Annotated in this window: 15 protein-coding genes and 1 tRNA gene; 7 read left to right on the top strand and 9 right to left on the bottom strand. The window is 59.9% G+C overall.

The window, feature by feature from the left end; genetic code table 11:
- The first annotated feature begins 98 nt into the window (after window positions 1–98).
- Window positions 99–1,184, top strand: a complete 1,086-nt coding sequence (locus WDM24_RS35845; protein ID WP_414645649.1) for an AbrB family transcriptional regulator — start codon at window positions 99–101, stop codon at window positions 1,182–1,184.
- A 51-nt stretch (window positions 1,185–1,235) separates the two neighbouring features.
- Here WDM24_RS35845 and WDM24_RS35850 read toward each other — a convergent pair whose 3' ends face one another.
- The 4 genes from WDM24_RS35850 to WDM24_RS35865 all read right to left on the bottom strand — a co-directional run bounded on the left by WDM24_RS35850 (window position 1,236) and on the right by WDM24_RS35865 (window position 2,589).
- Window positions 1,236–1,616: a hypothetical protein gene (locus WDM24_RS35850; protein WP_338692141.1), complete on the bottom strand. Its 381-nt coding sequence runs from the start codon at window positions 1,614–1,616 to the stop codon at window positions 1,236–1,238.
- A 92-nt stretch (window positions 1,617–1,708) separates the two neighbouring features.
- Window positions 1,709–1,993 carry a DUF1488 family protein gene (locus WDM24_RS35855; RefSeq protein ID WP_029077632.1) on the bottom strand — a complete coding sequence of 95 codons (285 nt, stop codon included), beginning with the start codon at window positions 1,991–1,993 and terminating at the stop codon, window positions 1,709–1,711.
- 37 nt (window positions 1,994–2,030) lie between these two features.
- A complete protein-coding gene (locus tag WDM24_RS35860; protein ID WP_029077633.1) occupies window positions 2,031–2,327 on the bottom strand; it encodes a hypothetical protein in 297 nt (98 codons plus the stop codon).
- Window positions 2,320–2,589, bottom strand: a complete 270-nt coding sequence (locus WDM24_RS35865; protein WP_166307451.1) for a hypothetical protein — start codon at window positions 2,587–2,589, stop codon at window positions 2,320–2,322. The genes WDM24_RS35860 and WDM24_RS35865 overlap by 8 nt, the downstream gene beginning before the upstream one ends.
- Window positions 2,590–3,111: 522 nt before the next feature.
- Between WDM24_RS35865 and WDM24_RS35870 the strand changes: the two genes are divergently transcribed.
- Window positions 3,112–3,243: a hypothetical protein gene (locus WDM24_RS35870; protein WP_256434592.1), complete on the top strand. Its 132-nt coding sequence runs from the start codon at window positions 3,112–3,114 to the stop codon at window positions 3,241–3,243.
- Window positions 3,244–3,280: 37 nt separating this feature from the next.
- On the opposite strand, the gene WDM24_RS35875 is transcribed toward WDM24_RS35870, so the two are convergent.
- Window positions 3,281–3,817 (bottom strand): disulfide bond formation protein B, encoded by a 537-nt coding sequence (locus WDM24_RS35875; RefSeq protein ID WP_338829097.1) that lies wholly within the window; start codon window positions 3,815–3,817, stop codon window positions 3,281–3,283.
- 197 nt (window positions 3,818–4,014) lie between these two features.
- Between WDM24_RS35875 and WDM24_RS35880 the strand changes: the two genes are divergently transcribed.
- Window positions 4,015–4,099 (top strand) — tRNA-Leu (locus WDM24_RS35880).
- Between the two features lie 222 nt (window positions 4,100–4,321).
- Entirely contained in the window at window positions 4,322–5,686 is a 1,365-nt protein-coding gene (locus WDM24_RS35885) for a tyrosine-type recombinase/integrase (protein ID WP_338829098.1), read from the top strand.
- A gap of 372 nt (window positions 5,687–6,058) precedes the next feature.
- Here the strand turns inward: WDM24_RS35885 and WDM24_RS35890 are convergent, their stop codons facing one another.
- The 3 genes from WDM24_RS35890 to WDM24_RS35900 all read right to left on the bottom strand — a co-directional run bounded on the left by WDM24_RS35890 (window position 6,059) and on the right by WDM24_RS35900 (window position 9,916).
- Complete coding sequence (locus WDM24_RS35890; RefSeq protein WP_338829099.1) at window positions 6,059–7,957, bottom strand: hypothetical protein; 1,899 nt, start codon at window positions 7,955–7,957, stop codon at window positions 6,059–6,061.
- A gap of 348 nt (window positions 7,958–8,305) precedes the next feature.
- Complete coding sequence (locus WDM24_RS35895; protein ID WP_338829100.1) at window positions 8,306–8,563, bottom strand: hypothetical protein; 258 nt, start codon at window positions 8,561–8,563, stop codon at window positions 8,306–8,308.
- Between the two features lie 273 nt (window positions 8,564–8,836).
- Window positions 8,837–9,916 (bottom strand): hypothetical protein, encoded by a 1,080-nt coding sequence (locus tag WDM24_RS35900; protein ID WP_338829101.1) that lies wholly within the window; start codon window positions 9,914–9,916, stop codon window positions 8,837–8,839.
- 268 nt (window positions 9,917–10,184) lie between these two features.
- Here WDM24_RS35900 and WDM24_RS35905 point away from each other — a divergent pair, with 268 nt between their 5' ends.
- Window positions 10,185–10,322 (top strand): hypothetical protein, encoded by a 138-nt coding sequence (locus WDM24_RS35905; RefSeq protein ID WP_338829102.1) that lies wholly within the window; start codon window positions 10,185–10,187, stop codon window positions 10,320–10,322.
- 438 nt (window positions 10,323–10,760) lie between these two features.
- On the opposite strand, the gene WDM24_RS35910 is transcribed toward WDM24_RS35905, so the two are convergent.
- Window positions 10,761–11,891, bottom strand: a complete 1,131-nt coding sequence (locus WDM24_RS35910; protein ID WP_338829103.1) for a hypothetical protein — start codon at window positions 11,889–11,891, stop codon at window positions 10,761–10,763.
- A gap of 351 nt (window positions 11,892–12,242) precedes the next feature.
- Between WDM24_RS35910 and WDM24_RS35915 the strand changes: the two genes are divergently transcribed.
- Window positions 12,243–19,895, top strand: a complete 7,653-nt coding sequence (locus WDM24_RS35915; protein ID WP_338829104.1) for a SpvB/TcaC N-terminal domain-containing protein — start codon at window positions 12,243–12,245, stop codon at window positions 19,893–19,895.
- Window positions 19,896–20,012: 117 nt separating this feature from the next.
- On the top strand, window positions 20,013–21,185 hold the full coding sequence (locus tag WDM24_RS35920; RefSeq protein ID WP_338829106.1) for a hypothetical protein: 1,173 nt from the start codon (window positions 20,013–20,015) through the stop codon (window positions 21,183–21,185).
- The last annotated feature ends 278 nt before the right edge of the window (window positions 21,186–21,463 follow it).

Consider the following 21,463-nt stretch of genomic DNA (forward strand, 5'->3'; position numbering starts at 1 on the left):
AAAATCTGTGCGCCAGGCGAGTCGCCAGCGTTTTCCGGCGCAATGCTGCAATCGCGAGATGCATTTGTCCCGTGGTTGCGAATTTGCCATAAGGCGGCGTGACCCTGATCCGCGCTTCGATGGCAACGGCCATTCCCGACCGCAGCAAAGTTCTGAACGGGCTCGAGACACTCGTCATCGGCGCTGGCGGCGGCTTGCTGTTTTTGTGGGCAGAATTGCCGGGCGGCCTGATCTCGGGGGCGATGGCCGCGGTTGCGATCGCCGCGCTGATGGGGCGGCCGCTCGCGGTGCCGCCGGTGCTGACGCAGTCGGTGCTGCTGCTGCTCGGCATTTCGCTGGGCTCGCTGATGTCGCAGCAATTGCTGCAGCATATGAGCTCCTATCCGCTCACCATCGGCCTGCTGGCGCTGGCCACGTTCTGCTCGACCTTCGGCTCGAGCCTGTATCTGCAGCGCGTCCACGGCTGGGACCAGACCTCGGCCTTCCTCGCCGGCAGCCCCGGCGCGCTGTCGCAGATCACGATCCTGGCCGCGGAAAAGGGCGCCGACGTCGCGGCGATTGCCGTGGTGCAGACCATGCGCGTGATCATCCTGACCGCGGCGCTGCCGCTGGTGCTGGCGCTGACCGGGGTGACGCACGGCGCGCCGCCGGCATTGCCGACCTCGGTCGCCTCACCATTCGGCCTCATCGCCCTGATCGCCGGGTCGATCGGCGTTTCACTACTGCTGCGCTGGGTGAAATTCCCGGCGAGCTGGATGTTCGGCGCGATGCTCGCCTCCAGCCTGCTGCATGGCTCTGGGCTGGTCGATGGCGGCCTGCCGCCGTGGATCCGCAACGTCGCGCTGGTCGGCATCGGCGCGCTGATCGGCACCCGCTTCGCGCGGATGAAGACCTCGACCCTGCTGAGCCACGTCAATGCCGGACTCGGCTCGTTCGCGATCGCGATTCTGATCTCCGCCGTGTTCGTCGCGGTGATCGGCTTCACCACCCATGTGCGGCTCTCCGACGTCGTGGTCGCCTTCGCGCCCGGCGCGATGGATGCGATGCTGGCGCTGGCGCTGACGCTGCACATCGACCCGATCTTCGTCGGCGCGCACCATCTGTCGCGCTTCCTGTTCGTCACCATCTCGACGCCGGGCATCATCCATCTGTTCGGACGGCCGCAGGACGACGTCGACGATTAGGTTCAAAGCGTCGATTGGACCAACGCGTGGGATGGGTAGAGCCAATCCCGATCATGCCTCGGCCGTCGACTGGTTCGGCTGATCGCGGAACGATCGCGCCAACGCCGTCAGCTCCGCGGGATCGAACCACAGCTCTTCGTCCCGGTCGGTGTGCAGTTTCGCAACCGCTGCAGCGCGCCACAAGGGCCCGGTGATCCGGGCATAGACCGAATCGGGCTGTGCTTCGTTCCATTCCTCGAGCCGCTCCCTGGCGACTGCGCGCCACAACGCGGTCAGCCGGCAGCTCGCGCCATGTATCTCGGCGATCGCGTATCTCGGGCGCTGCTCGCTCATCAACGTGGCGATGAGGTTGCGCCGGCTCTTGAGACGCATCAGCGTCTCATTGGCCAACAGCAACAGCTCAACGGGGACGCGGCGCACGATGATCAGCATAGGCTCGTCTGTTGCGCAAAGTCGGGGACTGTGACGGCGGGATACACCTTGGAACACCTGACATGCATCAGGGCCTTCGCACAGGGAAGCCGCTATCTTTGCTTCCGGAAATCGATGCTGCGCAGGACGATCCCGGGCGGCGCTCCCTCGAATTCCTTCGCCTGGTACTTGCCGTCGGCGCAGGCTTCGATGCGCTCGCGCAGGCGCATGAACTGGGTCTCGCGGTGGCCCGCGCGCCCGAGCGCCCCACCTTCCAATTCATCCATGGCGGAGGTCGAGATCGCGCAATGGATCTCCTTCTGGTCGTCATGCATCGAAAACAGCACGACCATCCTGTCGTACTCGTAGCTGATGAAGCGACCCTGCCTAAGCGTCATGTGACCGGTTCCTTCAAAGCCGCGCAGTGGTCCTGGCTCATCGCGGCTCGGTGAGCCGGACAAAATCCTCGAGAATTGCCGTCACCAGATCGCGATGCCTTGTGTCCTCCGGAGGCAGGCTGGCTGCGTACAGATTCAGGACGTAGCGCGCCTTGGCGGCGACCTCCGGCCACGACGTCGCGGGTGCTGCCAGCAGGCCGGTTTCCAGCGCGGCCTGGCGTTCCCGCAGATCCCTCGCGTGGGTCTCGATTTCCGCCAGCGCGCGACGAATATCTGTGGCCTTCTGCGCCGCCATGCCGCGGTGGCGATCGAGGTCGAGCGGCTCGTCAGTCATGGGATGCGCTTGCGTCGATACGCTGGGCGTTCGCGAGATCGACCGAGCCGATCGACACCATCTCCGTAGCCAGTCCGCGCGAGCCCTGTGCCGGGACGATGATCATCGTGGCGACACGGCGGAACGCCGCGAACGAGAGCCCCTCGATCGCCTCTTCGTCGGTAATGACCTCATAGGCGCCTGCGGGCAATTCACGATCGATGCCTCTGATCCGGAATGGATGCCGGAAGGTGACGACTTCACGTTGTGAGCGGATGGTCATGGGCCAGCCTTTGCGAAACGTTTTGCGGCGGTGCGGCCCCGCGGCCAGCATGCGCCGCTTCGGCCGCAATAGCCACAGCTTTCTGGGCTTTTTGGGCTTTCCTGGCTCTATTGCCGAGACCGGAACGACGCCCCGCTTGCCCTTTGCATGCTGTGCGTCGTTGCCGCAGCACTGCCGGACACTTTCGCGCTCGCTATTTGGGGGACATCGGCCTACGCTCGACGATCATCGCGTGTCCCACGGCATCGGCCGGTGACTGAGGGCCGCGCGCCCTATCGCCGCAATGAACAGGAAGCATCTCTTGCGGCAATTTCAGCTGGCCGAATGGGTCGTGGCATCCATCGTCGTTGCGCTGTTGCCTGCTTTGGTGTGATCGCAGCGGCTCTCCTCCACACCTAACGCGTTTTCGCGAAGCCGCCATTGCTTCGCGCAGGCAAATCCACATCGACGTCAGAGCCTGCCGCCACGGCCAAGCTTTGGCGGATCGATCCGATCCTCTCGAGAAGCACAATGGAGACCGTCATGTCCAAAGGCGAGCGACGCAGCAACCGGGAAGCCAAGAAGCCCAAGAAGGAGAAGGTCAAGGTGATCGCCGCGGCTCCCAGCCTGAAGGGCGGCGGACAACCGAGCTTCGCACCGGGAAAGAAGAAATAGGTCGGTTGAGTCGGGCCTGTTCTGTCAGGCCTTCACGTCAGACCTTGGCCGCCTTCGCTACGCCCCAGCCGGCGATCGCGGCCATCAGCAGCGAGATCAGCACGTTGTAGCCGGCAAGCGAGATGCCGAGGAAGCGCCACTGCACCTCATCGCAGCGGATCACCTTGACCTTGTCGAGCTGGTCCAGCAGCGAGCCGGCCTTGCCGAAATCCACCAGCGGTCCGGTGCAATCGGTCGGCCCCGGCCAAAAACCCCATTCGACGCCGGCGTGATAGGCGCCGAGCCCGGCATTGGCGAGCGCGGCGAGGCCGAGGATCACGAGCCCTGCAAGCAGCAGCCACCGCGGCGCACCGCGGGCGGCAGCCAACGCGACCACGGCGCCGAGCGGGAGCGCGAGGTAATAGGCATAGCGCTGCTCAAGGCAGAGCGGACAGGGCATGATCTCCAGCACCAGCTGGAAGAACCAGGCGCCGGCCAGCGTCGCCGCCGCAATCACGGCAATCGCCAGCGCCGAGCCCAGCGCCGGATTGCCGGCGGCGGAAGCATGCGACGGGTGGGCGGTGGCGAGCGTCACGGCATTCCTCCTGCGAGCATCATTCGGAAGGGCCAAGCCCCCTGCTCCATGGTTCAACCGAGGTCGTATCGCGCGAAAATACCGCTGTCGAGGCGCGGGACAATCACATCCGCGCGGGTTGACCGTGACGGGCCGGCCGCTATAGTCCGCGGCGCTTCGCGACCCCCGGCCGTTTTCCTGGCCGGGAGCTGGCGAATGCCCCTGTGGCGGAACTGGTAGACGCGCTCGACTCAAAATCGAGTTCCGCAAGGAGTGCTGGTTCGATTCCGGCCAGGGGCACCAACTAGGCTGTTCAAGCCCGTTCCAAAGTGTCCGCAACCGTCCGCGCAGTGCTTGGAAACCCTTGAACAATAGGCACTTCTGCGTACATTCTTGTTCGTCACTGTTTGTTCTCCTCCGATCCCAGCCGACCGATTTGTTGGTATTTTTGCTGGTATCGTGTTGGTATCGGGAGAACAAACGTTCACGGCGACTTTCGCTTTTCCGAATGAAGGAATTGAGCAGATGGCCGGCAAGAACGACGGCGCATGCGCCAATCCCAAGCAGATCAGGACCGACGTCGACTGCCGCGCCGCCCGACCGAAATTCGACCATGGCGCGTGGAGCCCCGCTAAGATTTCCGACGTGACCGGCGGTGGCCTCTATCTCTTCGTCACGCCGGACCAGAGCCGGCCCGGCAACGCTGCTTCCAAGCTCTGGCGGATCGGCTACCGCTTCCACAGCCGTCAGAAAACCTACTCCATCGGCCCTTACGGCAACGGCAAGGATGGCACGTTCTCGCTCGCCGATGCGCGGCGCGAGCGCGATAAGGCGAAGGATCTGCTCAAGGAAGGCAAAGACCCGAGCACCGAGAAGCAGCTCGACAAGCACAGGCAGGCGGCAGTCCGGCCTTTCGAGCAATGGGCCGACGAGTGGCTCGCGAAGAAGAAAGTGGAGAAAGTCAGACGCGGCAGGATCGTCGCGGTGCGCGACCCTAAGACCATCGAGGTGCTCGAGCTGCGCGTCGCCTACGTCAAGGCTCGTTTCGGCAAGCTGTGCAGGAAGGACATCAAGCGTCCGGACGTGCTCGCTTTCATGCGTTCATACGAAGCCGAAGGAAAGCTGGAAACCCGCGACCGCGTGCGCAGCATCGGTGAGCAAATCTGCGACTATGCCGATATCGAAGGCGACGGCTACAATCCATTCCGCAACCTGAATGGGCAGATGATTGCCAACATTTCGACGCCGCGTCCCGGCGTCACGGAACCACGCGACGTGACGCGCGTGTTCAAGCTCATCAGCGCACCGTGGACGAGAGCGAGGTTTAGTGACGTTGTTGGCCTTGCCTTGCGCTTCGATGCGCTGACCATTCCCCGCCCCGGCATGGTCAATGAAATGGAGTGGAGCGAGGTAGATTGGGATGACGAACGCTGGGCTATTCCAGCCGCCAAGATGAAGACCGGTTGGGACCACGTCGTGCCTTTGTCACGGCAGGCACTCGCAATCCTGCGCAGCGTTCAGAAGCTGACCGGCCATCGCCGGTACACGTTTTCCTGCTCGAAGGACGCGCCCCTATCAAACAACACGCTCAACAAGCGCTTGCGGCTGCTTGGCATTGACACCAAGACTGATCATTGTGCCCACGGATTCCGGACCACCTTCTCGACCCTGTCTCACCACGAAGAGATCAAGGACGCCAAGGCATGGGATGGCGATGTCGTCGAGCTGCAGCTCGCGCATCTCGATAACTCTACTGTGGAAGGTCTCTACAAGAAGCACGGACCGCTCGCGCTGATCGGCTCGCGCACGAAGCTGATGCAGCATTGGGCTGATCGGGTCGACCAATGGCTCGATCCCAAGAAGGTGATGCCGATCAAGTCGCGTAACTAACGGCAACGGCCTTTGTCGCACCCCTCATCTGTTTTGCTGTCGATTCGAACGATCGGATACAAGGGAGAACGGTGCTTCGGCGGAGAGAGTGTCAGTCAACCCCCGTTGAAAGATAAAGCATTTTCGACCATCTTAGACCCAAACCCACAATTCGAGCTACGGCCCGAAATGGGTATTCCGACGCGGGCAAAAGCCTGACAACTTGCGAAAGGCAAATTGCCCGTCGCACCGCTCAGCCTGATCGCGATCCGTCGGGCAGCCTAGCCAGGTATTCTCGGCGCCGGCACCCTCGCCTGATCGCGATTTACGACGGCGAAACTCAATCGTCCTCATTCAGCGCCGATGCGGCGCCCATCGAACGCGATCGGCTTGCTAAAGTAGTTCCTTCTCGAGATCTTTCAGGAGGCAGTCGGCATCGAACACGTTCGTCTTGTCAGTCGCATTTCCGTCGCCGCGGCACTGGCCCGGCAAAGGGTCTTCGGCCGAAATGAGATCGACCGTCCCGCCGGATAGCCGCCATCCGAGGGGTAGGTTATACAGCAGCCCGTGAAGTCGGAGGATGCGAACGGTGTTTGCCGCATCCGGCGAGATATTCAACGTTTGATCTGCCGAGCGTATCGCCTCGACCGGTCGCGTGCCCCAAGAGTTCAACATCGCCCGGATGGGATCGAGCGGTTCGTGCAATCCGCCGATCGGATCGACGGCTCCGGGAGCCCCCGTCAAAATAATGAGCTTTGGTTCGACTTTGTCCTTCAAGTCAGAAGTCTTGATTGCTGCCATCAGCTCTTGCGCGGTCACCAGCCCCGAATTGTCGTAGTAGCCGCCGTCGACCAGATAGGTGATGTTGCCAGACTTGTCCCTGAACCAGGCCGACGGCGTCACCCAGGGGAAGCGCGCACTTAGGAAGGCCGCTGTACTCAACTTTATGTTTGCAAGCTCTCCGTTTCCCGAGACGGGGAGCATCTTTTGCGGGTCCCTGCCGAAATCAAATGGAGCCATGATCCGCCGCTCGCCGCTCCGGACATCGGTCGTATTCAGAAGCAGAGCCGGCCATTGAGCCTTAGCGTGCCAGTGGCTGGCGAACGAATTTCGCAGGGGATTTTTCAGCGGTGCCAACATCGACGTCGGCCCTCCGCTCGCGAGGTCGGTAGGAGTGTCGAAAGCGCTTTCGAGCGAACGGTCCAAAGCTCTGGCGCGATCGAACACCGGGAAGTCCCGCGGCAGTACGGACTGCAACACGTCGCCGAACAGCAACCCGGAAATCAACGGCGACAGAAGATCGTGATCGAGGATCTGGCTCGCTCGGTTTGCCAGCGAACCGCCGTCGGCAAAGAGCTCGCTGTTGGGTTTGGTCTGATCCTTACAGCGGGCCGGATCGGTGGTCGGCGCCTTGAGCTTCAGCAGGGAGACGAACACGGAGGCTCCGACGCTACCTCCGGAGACACCGCTGATCGCGAAGGTATGCGAACCGAATGCCGCGCATCTGTCCTGAAGGACGCCCAAGACGCGGGCTGTATCATAGGCGGCGTAGATGCCTCCGCCCTGCGCCGCCACGATGTAAAGCGGGTAGCGTTTGGGCGACACATACCGATTCCGATCCGTGCGGCTCTCATACCACTCCGCCAGCAGTTCGTTGAACGAGCGGTTCGCGGACGACGCGACGCTTTCTCCCTTGGAGCTGACCGCGCCCGTTTCGACGATATGGTCATTGTTGATGCCTGACCAGGACAGAAGCAGCATCCAGCACGATAGCAGAAAAAGGAACGGAATTTCATACCGAGACGAGAGCGCGGAAAGCTGCGAAAGGATCGCTGTCGCGCACATAAGAAATAGGCCGAGTAACCCGACCGAGCCGATGAATTGTGGTATCGAGACCGGCGCCATCGCGAAGGCGGTCACTAGAATCAAAAAGATGAGTACTGGACCTCGTCGTTCCCAGCGACTGGCAGGCGCGATATCCGCGGGGCTTTTCGCGCGTGGCAAGAGGCAAGCGAGCGAGACCGCGACAGCTGCTAAAAGACCCGCCATGATGTTCATGACGTTCGTGGGCAAGATCAATACTTCGACCGTCTCGCGCATCGCCGATAGCTGGCGGGCGGTCGGGGAAAGACCGACTTGCGCGATCGCTTTGCGCTCCGTGATCACATTGAGGACGGCATCTTTCGGTCCGCCCGGAGTGAACGGAATGGCGCTATAGACGCCCCAAGCCGCAGTCAGCAAAAATGCGACCGCAAGTACGGCTGGAACACCTCGCAGGATTGCTCGCTCCACTCCAGCGTCGGCCGACTTTGGCCAAAATTGCGACGCGAGACGCCGAGCCCAATACCAGATCGCAAGTGCAGCGCCGAGCAAGCCTAGAAACGCGAATATTGATTCTCTCAAAATCGATAAGTGAGGACAGGTCTTGTCGAGAATGCCCGCGAGGCACCTAAAGTTATATCCATACTGAACATCTTGCGCGACGACTCGATAGACCTCCTCTGTCTGCGGCGGGAGAACGAGCAATCCGCCGCCTATTATCACCACCGCGATCGGGACCCTAACGATCCGAGCCGCACGAAAAGATCTGCCGGCGCAGGAAAGGAAGTCGCCTACACAGGATGTGCTCATTGTACGGGCTCAGCGATCCGGAATGCCGCGCCGCCGGCAGGCATCGTAAGCCTTCCGACAATCCATCAGGCATTTGTCGTCGTCTTTACCGCATTGTGCTCGGCAGAAAGTATAATTCTGATCGCACTGGCCGGGCGCGCTGTCGGTCTCGGCCGCGATGACTTTATTGCTATTGTCCATCAGCAGAATGACGAGTCCCGATCCCGCCAGAATAAGAGCTAGGACGAAGAGAAGCACTCGAAATCGAAAAGCCTGCCGCATACTCATCTATCAATCCTTTTTCCGACGTCCTGAAATAAATTGCGTTGTGGGTTGCTAATGGCCACTCCCTTCGGGAGCGTGCCAAAAATGACGCGTGTCACCATTTGTTCAATTGCGATCCGCGAAAAATTCAACTCGGCTAGGTCTTTGGCGTTAGGCCCTGTCTTCGCGCACGCACCATTTCCGTCCGTCTGGCGGATAGAAAAGTCCGTGGTCTTTCTGACGCAGAACTTTTGCTGGGAAATCGCCCCGGGCACCGCGACCTCGTGGCCGCTCGCGTCACGCGCGTGCACGTAAAACGCGTGACCGGCGTCGCCGCTGTGTGAACTGCTCTATTCCCGATCGCCCCCTATTCTCGATGATGTAGGGCACCGTGCTGGTGTCGGCGAATGTCGTTCGCCTAACTCCGATCGTGTTGCATGCACCAGACAACTGAAAGGGGTTGTGACACATCATCCAAGCGAGATTTTCGCAAGTCCGCCAAGACCAGAACTCTGGAAGATCCTCCTCGAGCGACTTGCGAGACAAGCCGTAGATTTGAAGACCCCATACCAGAGCTTGTTCGACGGTCTGGACATGGAAGGCAGACTTGTTGGGCGTAACTAGAAAAGTGAAAAAGAGAGACGCGGGAAGGAAGGGATCGACATCCGCCGTGCTTAGCATCCGCTCGATCGACTCGCTCGTCGAGAGGTCAGGCGTTCCTAAGCCACTAGGCTGATCGCGGGTCAGGTAATCCCACCCTTGAAGAAAGAGGATTCGACCCATTGTGAGGCGGCTTTGTTCGTATTCTTTGAGCAACTGATCTTTGGTGATCGTGCCGTCGGGCAGCCCCTCAAGTGTCGGCGCGTGAAAGGACAATATCCCCGTATAATGCAAATACCTGGCCTGCCGTCGGTTGGTCGAAGAGAACCCAAAGTCCCCGTACGGGCCGGCGAACAGCCCGGCGCCCATAAACGCAATGGCGCAGGCCGACTCGCACAGAGCTCCTTGCGGGACGACTGCGATCCAGCGATCCAGGTGAGGGATGAGATCAAGCGCGTCGTGAATCCGGCCGCCCGAACTCGACATGCAGAGCGCTCGGAACCCAGGTTGCTTTTCCAGGGGAGCCAGAACATCGTTATCGCGCTTCGGAGTGGTTCGGGCGTCGAGTTCTTTGACCGCGTTTTCGAAATCCGCGACCGTATTGCCGTCGATGGTACCAGACATCACCAGATTGCAGCGTGGCTCGAACTGAATGTCCTCGAGCGGATTATTCAGATAGTCGATATTCTCACGGACGATATCGAAATAGGCGGCCTGAACGGGGGGCGCGGTTGTAGAAACCATCGCCGCAACGACCAAGCGGGCGAAAACAGCCAAAATGCGCTGCGTTGATCCTGATAATCGGCTCATAGCTCAAAATCGGTCACAACCAAACTGACGCCGAACAACCATAGGGCGTTAATCAATCGATTTCTATCGAGATTTGGGATATTTTGCTAAATTGAAGCGCGTGCGGTGATGGCGAGGCACCCGGAAGTTTGCGCAACTGTCGTGCGATCGCGCGATCCGCGCCCGCTCCTCCCGCGCGCTCCGAGACTTGACCGCTCAACGTCCGACCGAGCACGAAGAGGGTTAAGTCACGACCTTGAACGCTGTCGCGATCATTGCCGCGGCCAGGCCGGTCGATGCCCTGATAGGGCGGCTTCGCATCGAAAAGGCCGGCCGCGCCGGCGACTCGGCGATCGTCCTGTCCTACTTCTATGCAGCGCCGTTTCGACTATGATCTTACGTGACGCATCCGCGAAATCATTGCGATCCGCGAGCGCACGCTCGTCCGCCGCGGCTCTCCGTCAGCCGCAAGGCTTGATACCACTTGCTTTGGCTTCCGCTCCCGAACTTTGCCCAACGATGAAGCCCTTGCACCAAATGGTGACGATGGAGCTGCTGCCGGACTTCGTATAGCAGTAGCTTCTGGATGCCTCCCCAGCGCAGCTTTGGTCGTGCTGAGCGCTCGTCTGAGACGCGCGGCCGATGCAAGATGAAGCATCACCTCGCTTAGCTGCGGCAAGCCCAGTCGAACCTTGCCTTCGAACGAGTTTAGGATGGTGAATCTTCTCTCCTTAAAGGAGGTCACCATGATCGATAGCGCAAGAGACGTTCAAGGCGCTGAGAAAGTTGTCCAGCGGAGAACCGCTACAAAATCAAGATACAAAGATTGTCTTCATTTATTGGCCGGCGGAGTGGGGGATCCTGCAGGAGCAGTCTGATCTTGTCCTTGAGTCTCCGCCGGCGCTCCTCGAGATTGGTTCGATGTCGGTTCGAAGCGCTGGGACGAACCGCCAACATCAAGATTTGCGTATGCCCCATACTCGGGCAGAATTGTCGCTCGGATACGGCGAATAGCGTTTATCCAGTCTGTCATCTTATTGGAATCAACGGCTGCCCTGCTTTCCTTCGCATCACATTTGACGCTAAGAATGACTTCCTGATGAAGCTGCCGCAGGTCGAGCAGTGCGCGGGTATTTTGAGTAAGTATCCTCGTCGGATCATAAACCTGCTTTAGTCCGGTAAGCGACGTGCCCGTAATCGACAAGGCAATCGCCAGAAACGCGACCCATCTAAAGCCGGATCCCGGCCCCCACAGAGCGTAGGAAAATCTGACACCGATGGAAGATTTATCCAGAGTCTTCTTGTCTTCGTCTGACAGTTCGACAGCCCTTGTTTTTCCCTGCAAAGTAACGAAAAGGGTCGCCAAGGCAGAAATGATCAGGGTCGTGACCCCGAGGCGCTGAACCCACGGGACATTCGAATTGGCTCCATCAGCCGCAGCAAGACGTGCTCGCGCAATTGAATCACTGAGCGAGATAAGATCCTGATCAGTGCCAGTGAGCACCAGCGGCTTGATGTCCTTGTCGCGCGTGGCAAGCAGCGCTTCTTCACCTTCCTTGGCAACAAAGACATGATTGCCCGATGGCGCCAGATCGAGGAGCAAGGCGCTGAAATACTGGCGCGGCATCGCGTCCAGCACGACGTCGGACAACTTCTTGCAGCTGAATACCGCATACGCAAGCAGCCGATGATCAGACCGCGCACCCCACCATTCGTCAGTCGCGGAAGGTTGCGATTTCAATCCATTGGTGAAGTAGGCTTCGGTCTGCTGCGGAGTCTTCGCTTGGCCGGCTGCTGACGCAGTGTCGGTTTTGGGTGCGAAAGGTTGCACTGCATAACGATTGGCGACGAACAAGGTGCCGACAATGAGCGCGGCAATGAGCACAATGCCGATAACCGACAATATCAAAGGTCGTACGAAGCGATTTTGCAATTCTGGCTCTCCTGGAAATGGCGACGACATGAAAATCCCCCTACGTTGTACATTGATTTTGCTCTACTTTAGCGCTACCGTTTGGCGAACGGCAAGCGTCAGTGCCAGTCTGTGGGGGTTTGGGGTGGGAGTCGCTCGGCCCGTATCAGCAATCGTGTTGCGTTTTTGCGCCGGTCATGACTGCTCATGAGACCGGCTCATTCCAGCCAACGCGGCAGCAGCGCCAACGAACCCGCCCCGTCGGCCTCGCGGGATTCAGCATCTATTTCCGTCCCTTCGCTGAGCCTTCCAAAGGGCGGCGGCGCTCTAAGGGGAATCGGCGAGAAGTTCTCAGTCAACGCATGTACAGGGACGGGAACGACTGCAGTTCCGTTACCCTTCATGTCGACCCGCGGAGAACTCCAGCCAAGCCTGACGCTGTCCTACGATTCCGGCTCAGGCAACGGCCCCTTCGGAGCCGGCTGGCAACTCGACATCGGTTCTATCTCGCGCAAGACCGACAAGGGATTGCCGAAATATGAAGATGTTGCCCCGACCGATGTTTTCATCTTTTCCGGCGCCGAGGATTTGGTCCCGGTGCTGCCGGAGAATCTTCAGAGCAGAGACGGATACCTAGTGCGCCGATTTCGCCCGAGGGTGGAGGCTGGGTTCGCGCGGATCGAATGGTGGGTTCATTCAGACATCCCGTCGCACAACCATTGGCGGGTGATCTCGCGCGACAACGTGACGCATATTCTCGGTTTCTCGACGGACGCACGCATCGCCGACCCGTCGGATGCCTCGCGCGTTTTTCAATGGCTCCTTGAGTGTTCTTTCAACGACAAGGGAAACGCTGTCGTTTATCGCTACAAGCCGGAGAATTTCGAGGGTGTCGATGTCAACGATCTCTCGGAAGCTCACCGGCTTCAGGGAATTTGCGGAGTAGCCGGGTCTCACCTCGAGTCGATTTCATACGGCAATATTGCGCCCTTCTTTGCGGAAGACGGGGCGGATTATTGGCCGTCCGTCGAAACCCTGATCGCTTCGGCAGAGTCCTTTTCAGAGCATTGGCAATTCCGGGCCTTTTTCGATTACACCGCACGCGGGCTCGAGCACTTCGCGCCGGACAACGGCAACTGGCTGGCGCGCCGTGATCCGTTCTCAAGCTACCGGGCCGGGTTCGAAATTCGTTCGTATCGTCTCTGTCAGAAGATCCTGTTCGAAACGAGCGTCTCGATCGAGATTGAGGGACGAGAGACAGGCTACGCGGGCATTACGCACGCGCTCATGCTTCGATACCAGGAGCCCGCGGGCGCGGCGGCGAATAGCGGCCAGGGCGTGCCGATCCTGACCAAGCTTGAATCGATGCAACAGGTGCATGTTCGCCGAAAGGGTGCCCAGGGAGCCAATCCGCCGACCTACGAAACGGCCCCATGGCCGCCGCTCGAGTTCGAGTACTCGGTCAGCGGTGCGATGGAATTGCAGCAAATCTCGCCTGCGAACGCGCCGGCGCTTCCGGAAGGCATTGATGGCGGCCGGTATGAATGGGTCGATCTCGATGGCGAAGGCATTCAAGGCGTGCTTTCGCGTCGCAATGACGCATGGTGGTACGCGCCAAACCGTTGGACCAGCAGCTCGACGCCGGATGCAGCGCCGAACGACCCAGCCACGGGTGGCGCATTCGCGCCGCAGAGGCCGCTACGGCTGCAAGCTGCGACCGCGATCGGCAATGCAACAGCCCAACTGGTAGATCTTGCGGGTGACGGCTCGCTCGACGTTCTCGAGCGTTCATCGGGCGCCACGTTTTTCTATGAACGGAACGACTCGGGTGGCTGGGAACGACCCAGACCTTTGCCGCGTCATCCCGCATATTCTCTCGACGACCCCAATCTGCGGATGATCGACCTCGATGGTGACGGCCTCGCCGAGCTGTTCATCACGGAGGACGATTGCCTTGTCTGGCAGGAAGCGCTGGGGGAAGCGGGTTACGGAGCCGTGCACCGCGTGGCCAAGGTGCTCGACGAGAAGCGCGGGCCACGATGTGTTTTCAGCGAGGTGAACCAGACGATTTTTCTCGCCGACCTGTCTGGCGACGGCTTGACGGACATCGTTCGGATTCGAAACGGGGACGTCTGTTACTGGCCAAATCTTGGTTACGGCAGGTTTGGCGCTCGCGTCACCATGGATTATGCGCCCGTTTTCGACACCATCGACCAATTCGACCCGAGGCGAATTCGGCTTCTGGATGCGGATGGATCTGGCGTTGCCGATCTAGTCTACCTCGGGCGCAAAGGCGCTGCCTTTTGGGCAAATCAATCTGGCAACAGCTGGTCTGAGCGACGCGAGATTCCATTTCCGATCCCGCATTCCCTGGCGGGCGTTACCGCGACCGATTTCTTCGGTCGGGGAACAGACTGCCTCGTTTGGTCATCCCCTGCACCGGGAGATTCCGCCGCTCACTTCCAGGTCGTTGACCTGACCGGCGGTATCAAGCCGCATTTGCTGACGTTGGTCCGCAATAACCTGGGAGCGGAAACCGCACTTTCCTACTGCAGTTCGACGCAGTTCTATTTGAAGGATCTGGCGGATAGAAAGCCCTGGATCACAAGGCTCCCGTTCCCGGTTCATGTGATCGAAGCGGTCGAAACACGGGACCTGATCGGCAGAAATCGCTTCGTTTCCCGATACGCCTATCATCACGGATATTTCGACGGAGCTGAGCGCGAATTTCGCGGCTTCGGCATGGTCGAACAATGGGACACGGACGAAATCGGCGCGCTATCGGCCGCCGGGGACGTGGCCGATAACTGGCAGTCAGCCAGCTACGTGCCACCCAAACTGACCCGAACGTGGTTTCACCACGGCGCCTGGAGCCTCGACGGTTCGCTGACCGAAGCCTTCAAGGCGACCTACTGGCGCGGCGACGACGAACGAGCCATCCGTCTGGCGGAAAGCACCATTCCGGAGGGCCTCAGCGTCGACGAGGAGCTTGAAGCTCATCGCGCGTTGCGCGGCCGCATGCTGCGACAGGAAATTTATGCACTCGATGCCGACGACGATTCGGCGCTGGAGGTCCGGGAACGGGCCGCACGGCCGTACGAGACGATCGAACAAAATTTTACCATCCGCACGGTGCAGCTGCGCGGCAGGAACCGTCATGCGGTTTTCTTCGTTCATCCCCGTGAAGTACTGCATGCCCACTACGAGCGCATCGCCCCACCCGATCCCCGCGTCGCGCATACCCTGACGCTCAAGGTCGATGCATATGGCAATGTCAAACAGTCCGTCGCTATCGGATATGGTCGCCGCCTTCCGCCCAAGCAGGACGATCCCCCTCCGACCAAACCGGACGTTCCACCTCAGCCCAAGCCGGGCGGTCAAAAGGACAAGCCGCCGCCGCAGCATCAGCTTACACCCAACGAAACCACCGCCCAAAATCGTACGCTGCTGACTCTGACCGACAGCATTTTCACCAATGCCATTGAGAATCTGCCGGACGAATGGCGCACTCCCCTGCCCGCCGAGGAGCGCACATACGAACTCACTGACTACGAATGGCAAAATGCCAAGGCGGAAAAGGGCAGCGGGCTGACCTTCGAAATCCTGCAGGATGCGGTCGGGCAACTCAGCGCAATCGAGGAAATCGCATACGAGGCCAACGCAAGCTACGCGAAGCGACAGCGCAGGCTCGTCGAGCACCATCGTACGTTCTATCGATCCAACGACCTCAAAATCCTTCTGCCGCTCGGCCGTCTGGAGTCGCTCGCCCTGCTGGGCGAAGCCCTCAAGCTGGCGCTGACGCCTGGCCTACTCGATTTGTATAAAGACAATGTTGGTTCCGATGACGTGTCCGGCTATCTTCGGGATCGATCGGCGGGCTACGCCGAACCGGAAGGCGACCACCATTTCTGGATACCATCCGGCCGGACGTTCTTCTCGCCCGATGCGTCGGGCACCCCGCAAGGATCGGCCGCGGAGTTGGCTTTTGCCCGCAAGCGATTTTTCCTGCCGCACAGATTTGTCGACGCATTTGGCAACGCAACATGGGTAGCGTACGACGATGCCATTCTGCGGGTCGCAGAGATCACCGACGCTGCGAAGAACACGACGCGCGCGACGTACGACTACCGCGTGCTGCAACCCCGACTCCTGGTCGATGCCAACGACAACTATCTCGCCGCAGCATTCGACCTGCGGGGGCTGGTGGTGGCGACGGCGGTCCTCGGGCAGAGCACGCCGGTCGGCGAGTTCGGCGACACCCTGGAAAACCTGAATCCCGACCTCAGCCCGGCTGAGGTCGGTGCTTTCTTCAAAGATCCGGTCGGCAAGGCAGAAGATCTGCTCGCCGGCGCCACCACCCGGTTTGTCTACAACGTGATGCGGTTCTACGATGCCGCAGCCGCCGAGAAGGCCGGATCACCGGTGTTTGCCGCCACTCTCGAGCGGCAATTCCATGTCAACCGGCCGTTTGCGGACAGTGCCATCGCACGTCGGCATGCCGGACTGGAAAACTTCGTTCTGGCCGATCATATCCAGTGCCGGTTCAGCTATTCCGACGGCTTCGGCCGCGAGATTCAGCAGAAAGTTCGCACCGCACCCCTGATCAAGGACAATCCTGCGCAGACCAAGCCGCGCCGCTGGGTCGGCAGCGGGTGGACCATCTTCAACAACAAGGGCCAGCCGGTCCGGCAGTATGAGCCTTTCTTCCACGAGGACCAGGGCGCCGGTTCGCGTCCTCATGACTTCGAATTCCGCCGCACCGAAGGGGTCAGCCCGATCCTGTTCTACGATCCTCTCGGACGCGTGGTCGCGACGCTGCATCCCGACAACAGCTGGGAGAAGGTGGTCTTCGATCCCTGGCTGCGTGACGCATGGGATCGCAACGACACGGTCGGCATTGATCCGCTCGACGATCCCGACGTGTCCGCGTTTTTCAACCGACTGCCCCCCGTCGACTGGCCGTTGATCGGCACGGCATCGCCGACATGGTATAACCAACGCGCGCTGTCCGAACCAGGCGTTCAAGCAGAATGGCGGCCCAAGCAGGAGGCACAAGCGGCAAAACAGACCGCTGAACATGCAGGCACCTTCACGACGACGCACTTCGACACGCTGGGACGCGAGTTCCTCGTCGTTACGCACAACCGCTTTGTTGATCCCCGTTCAAATGTGTCAAAGGAACAGTTCGCGCATACGCGGACCATCCTCGATATCGAAGGCAACCGCCGCGAAGTGATCGATGCGCTCGGCCGCCCCGCCATGGTCTGGAAATACGATATGCTCGGCCGTCCGCTGCAGGAGACCAGCATCGATGCGGGAAGCCGCTGGACGCTGCCGGATGCGGCGAGCCAACCGATGTACCGCTGGAACGAGCGGGACCATTTCTTCAGGCATACCTATGACGCGCTGCGGCGGCCGGCCGAGAACTGGATTACCAGCGGGCACACGTCACCCGACAATCATGCCGACGCGGTCTGCTACGAACGCTTCATCTACGGCGAGCAGCCGGGGGCGCCGGCGGACGCCAATCTGCGCGGTCGGGTGTGGAAGCATTACGATACGGCCGGCCTGGTGACCGTCGGAAGCTACGACGCAAAGGGTAACCTGCTCGCCTCGACACGGCAATTTTGCCGCGACTACAAGTCGACGCCTGACTGGTCTGCGAGCCCTGCACTGGACAGTGACCCGCACGCATCGAGCACGGACTTCGACGCGCTTAACCGCCCTATCCGGCTGGTAACGCCCTACGCGCAGGATTGCCCGACCTTTCGACGCTACAATGTTGCCGGCCAATTGTTCGCCACCACCGTCAGGACGCCTCCGGAGCCGTTCCTGATCGTGCGCGGCATCGACTACAACGCGCGCGGCCAGCGCTGCGTCGTGCAATACGGCAACAACCACGATGGCTACGGCCTGCGCACGACCTTGAGCTATGACGACAAGACGTTCAGGCTGTCCGGCCTGGTCACGGTCGACAAGGATACCGGAAGTTCATCGGCCAGTTATCAATCGCTTGACTACGTCTACGATCCGGTCGGCAATATTACCGCGATCCAGGACCGCGCCCAGGAGACCATTTATTTCAAGCAGAAGGTAGTCAAGCCCGACGCCGCCTACGCATACGATGCGCTATACCGGCTGACATCCGCGAGCGGGCGCGAGCATATCGGACAAAACCTTCCGCCAAATGCCTGGGATGCCCATCGCATGGGGACATTTGACGGAAACTGCAAGCTCACCAGCTTTGCCAATCCAAACGATCAGAAGGCGATGCGCATTTACACGCAGCGTTACGCCTATGATCTGGTTGGCAATATCGAGGAGATGCAGCATCAGGCCGAACCGAACGACTCATGGCGACGCGTCTACGGATATGAGTTGATCGCGGGATCGCGTGACAAGAAGTCGAACAAGCTGATTAGCACGACCATCGCGGGCACAACCTACAAGTACGATCACGATGCGCATGGCAGCATGGTCGCGATGCCGCATTTGCAGCAAATGGAAACCGATTTTCGCGATCAGTTGCGCCTGACGATGCGCCAGAAGGTCAAATGCGCCGCGGATCGTCCCTTTTCGCAGGGTCAAGTCACCTACTACGTCTACGACGGCAGCGGCGAGCGTGCCCGCAAGGTGACGGAACTCGACGGCAAACGGGTGAACGAGCGCCTCTACATCGGATCGAGCGAGATTTACCGCGGTTACGAGGCGAACGGGGACGACGTCAAGGTCGAACGGCGATCCCTGCACGTCTCCGATGGCGAACGGCGCTTCGCGCTGTTCGAAACCCGCACAACAGCGCCAAACGACGGCGTCGCCAAGCAACTGATCCGCTGCCAGTTCCCCAACCACCTCGGCTCCGCCTGCCTCGAAACCCAGTTCGAAAAAAAGGCGCCGGTGATCTCCTACGAGGAATTCCACCCCTTCGGCACGACCGCCTACCAGGCCGTCAATCCCACGATCAAGGCCGCCGCCAAGCGCTTCCGCTTCACCGGCAAGGAACGCGATGAAGAGAGCGGACTGAACTATCACTCGGCGCGATATCTCGCGACGTGGCTGGGGAGATGGGTGTCGGCGGATCCGATGGGAATAGGTGATGGCACAAACCTGTTTCAATACGCGCGATCAAATCCAACCAGGCTCATCGATCAAGGCGGGCTCAGGTCAAACGAACCATCAAGCAAGGCTGACCCACACTGGAGCCAACTGGCCCCTGAGGGAGCATCTCTGGGCGGAACGATCGGCGCCGTGCGATCTGTGGACGCGGCCAAGAAATCAAACTTGGGGCATGCGGTCACACAGTTGCTGTCTGGAGAGACCGAGCTTGACAATCTGCAACGAATCTCTCGTACCGCATCTGCGCAGCGCGGATTGCTCCGCCAAGCGGATCAAGCAATGGGTGGTCCGCTCCTCCAACGGCTTAGTAAGTTCTTGGACAAGAACTCTGGCACCGCATGGTCGTCTTTTCTCAAAGAGGCTTTCGCGAAGGTTGGAGGAGAAGGCGAAGCGGCGCTGGCTGAAGCTTATAAAAAAGTCGCGCTCGGTGCTGCGAAAGGAAACCGATTTGCGAATAACGTGGGCCGCTTTGGCGGCGCGATCGGAGGAGCACTCGGTCCCTTTGGAGTATATCAGTCCTCGAAAGATCTATCTGAGCACTTGCAGAGCGGGGCGTTGAAGAACGTTCCAGCCGATGTTGCAGGGCTGGCGTCCAGCGGGCTTGCCACCTTCTCCACTGCTATCGCTGGCACGACGGCTATTGGCGTCACCTCCGTAGCCCTGGGTACGACCGCTGTGACTGCCGGCCTAATTGGAGGGGCCGTCGGCGCATCGGCGCTCGCCTATACCGGCATCATGTGGGCGGGCGAGAAGATTGCAAGCAAGTTTGAGAGCAAGGTCGCGGGTGGTATGGCCGCGGCAGGCGCAGGCTTGGCCCTTGGAGCGGCGTCCGCAGCATTAATAGGACTAGCCGTGGTCGGCGTCGCTGCAGTCACAGCACCTGTCCTTATAGCTGGCGCGGCCATAGGAGCAGTCGCCGCGCTTGCCGGAGCACTTTGATGATTTGATCGTACCACGCCAATGCGCGCTCGCAGTTCATTGAAGAATTCTGAGAACCGACCATCGCTGACGTACGAATTCGCAAGTAACTGGCGTTAGAAGTTAGGGGAAAATTTCATGAAACCCGTTTTACCAATTCTCGATCCCGCAACCGCAGACAAGGACCTCGTCACCATTCTGCAGAAGGCCCTCGTCCCTTTGTGGGGGATCACGCCGAACCCTCCGATCAAAAAGCCGACCGGCGCGAAGCTCACGGCTTACAACAAGGAAGTCGACGAACAGCGCTATGGCGACATCACTAACGCATTGGTGTCTGACTTTCAGACGTTCAGCACGCTTCCGGCCACCGGGATTCTGACCGCCGAAACTGCAGATTCGATCAACAAGACGCTTGTGGGGATCAATAACCTCTGGCTCGTCAAAGGCGCCGTGAAGGTCAAGAAGGCGGACGGCACTTTCCAGCCTCTCCCGCACCTGCCTGTTTCGCTATGGACCGAAAACGGCACAGACTCACCTCCCGAGTGGGGTGCTGCGACGACGAGCGACAAGGACGGCAACTATGAGACTCTGTCCGAAGTCGTTGAAAAAGACGGAAAGCCCCTGCCACAGGATCTATTCGCGCGCGTATTCACAACGCTGAACCTCCGCGAGAATGAGGCCGGTCGATCCACGACGGTCTGGAATGCCTTTCTGACCCAGAGCACTGCGTCGGGTCTAGACGTCGTGGTCGACGAAGCAAAGTTGCCGCCGGTCGAATATCCCTGGGTTCTTGCAGAAGTTCAGGCGAGAATGACTCGCGCGAACATTGTGATCTCGAACGACGACTGGAGCAAGCTCGCCCGAGCTGATATCACGAGGCTGGTCACGATAGGACCCGATACGCAAAAGGTGGTCGTGCTGAGCGAACAGCAGATCGAGCATCTCGTTTTTTCGCACATATTCGCCTCAGTCACAAAACACCTCGATTTGTCACTCGACGCCGAGTTCTTCTACGCGATCCTGCGCACGGAAGCCCTGCTCTATGCGAGTTTCGGTACTGATATTGAAGCCAAACCTACTGACGCAAAAGCGATTCGGCCGGATGCGCAACTTCTCATCCTGCCCGGAAGGCAGGTAGAAGAACCGGACCAGAGGTCGAGGCACCTCGCGCAGATCGCCTTCTATTCCACACCTGTCAGCAACGATGGCGGTAACAATAGCTCACTTGAGACCGAGCTATACAATGTCATCAAGAAGGCGACCGACGCGAGAGTCATAAGTGCCAAACATCTGGGTGACAAGGATCGCTGACCACGGCCGACATCGAGGCCCTGCAGAAGCTCCGCGAACGCGTCAAACAATTCAAGCCCAAGCTGCCGTTCCATCGCTACATCGATCGTGAATGCTTCTGCAAGGACGGCAAATGCCGACCGTCGCCTCACGACGAAGTCCTGAAGTCGCTCATCGACAGCGGAAAACTTCCCGATCTGTACGCCGGTGCGGCGACGAATGTCCTGGTCGGTCAGGCGAAACAAGCAGACGGCCCGAACGGCGCGTTTGGCCTGCTGTCCGGCAACGCGCGACAGCAG

Source organism: Bradyrhizobium sp. 27S5, from assembly GCF_037217225.1.
Classification (GTDB): domain Bacteria; phylum Pseudomonadota; class Alphaproteobacteria; order Rhizobiales; family Xanthobacteraceae; genus Bradyrhizobium; species Bradyrhizobium septentrionale.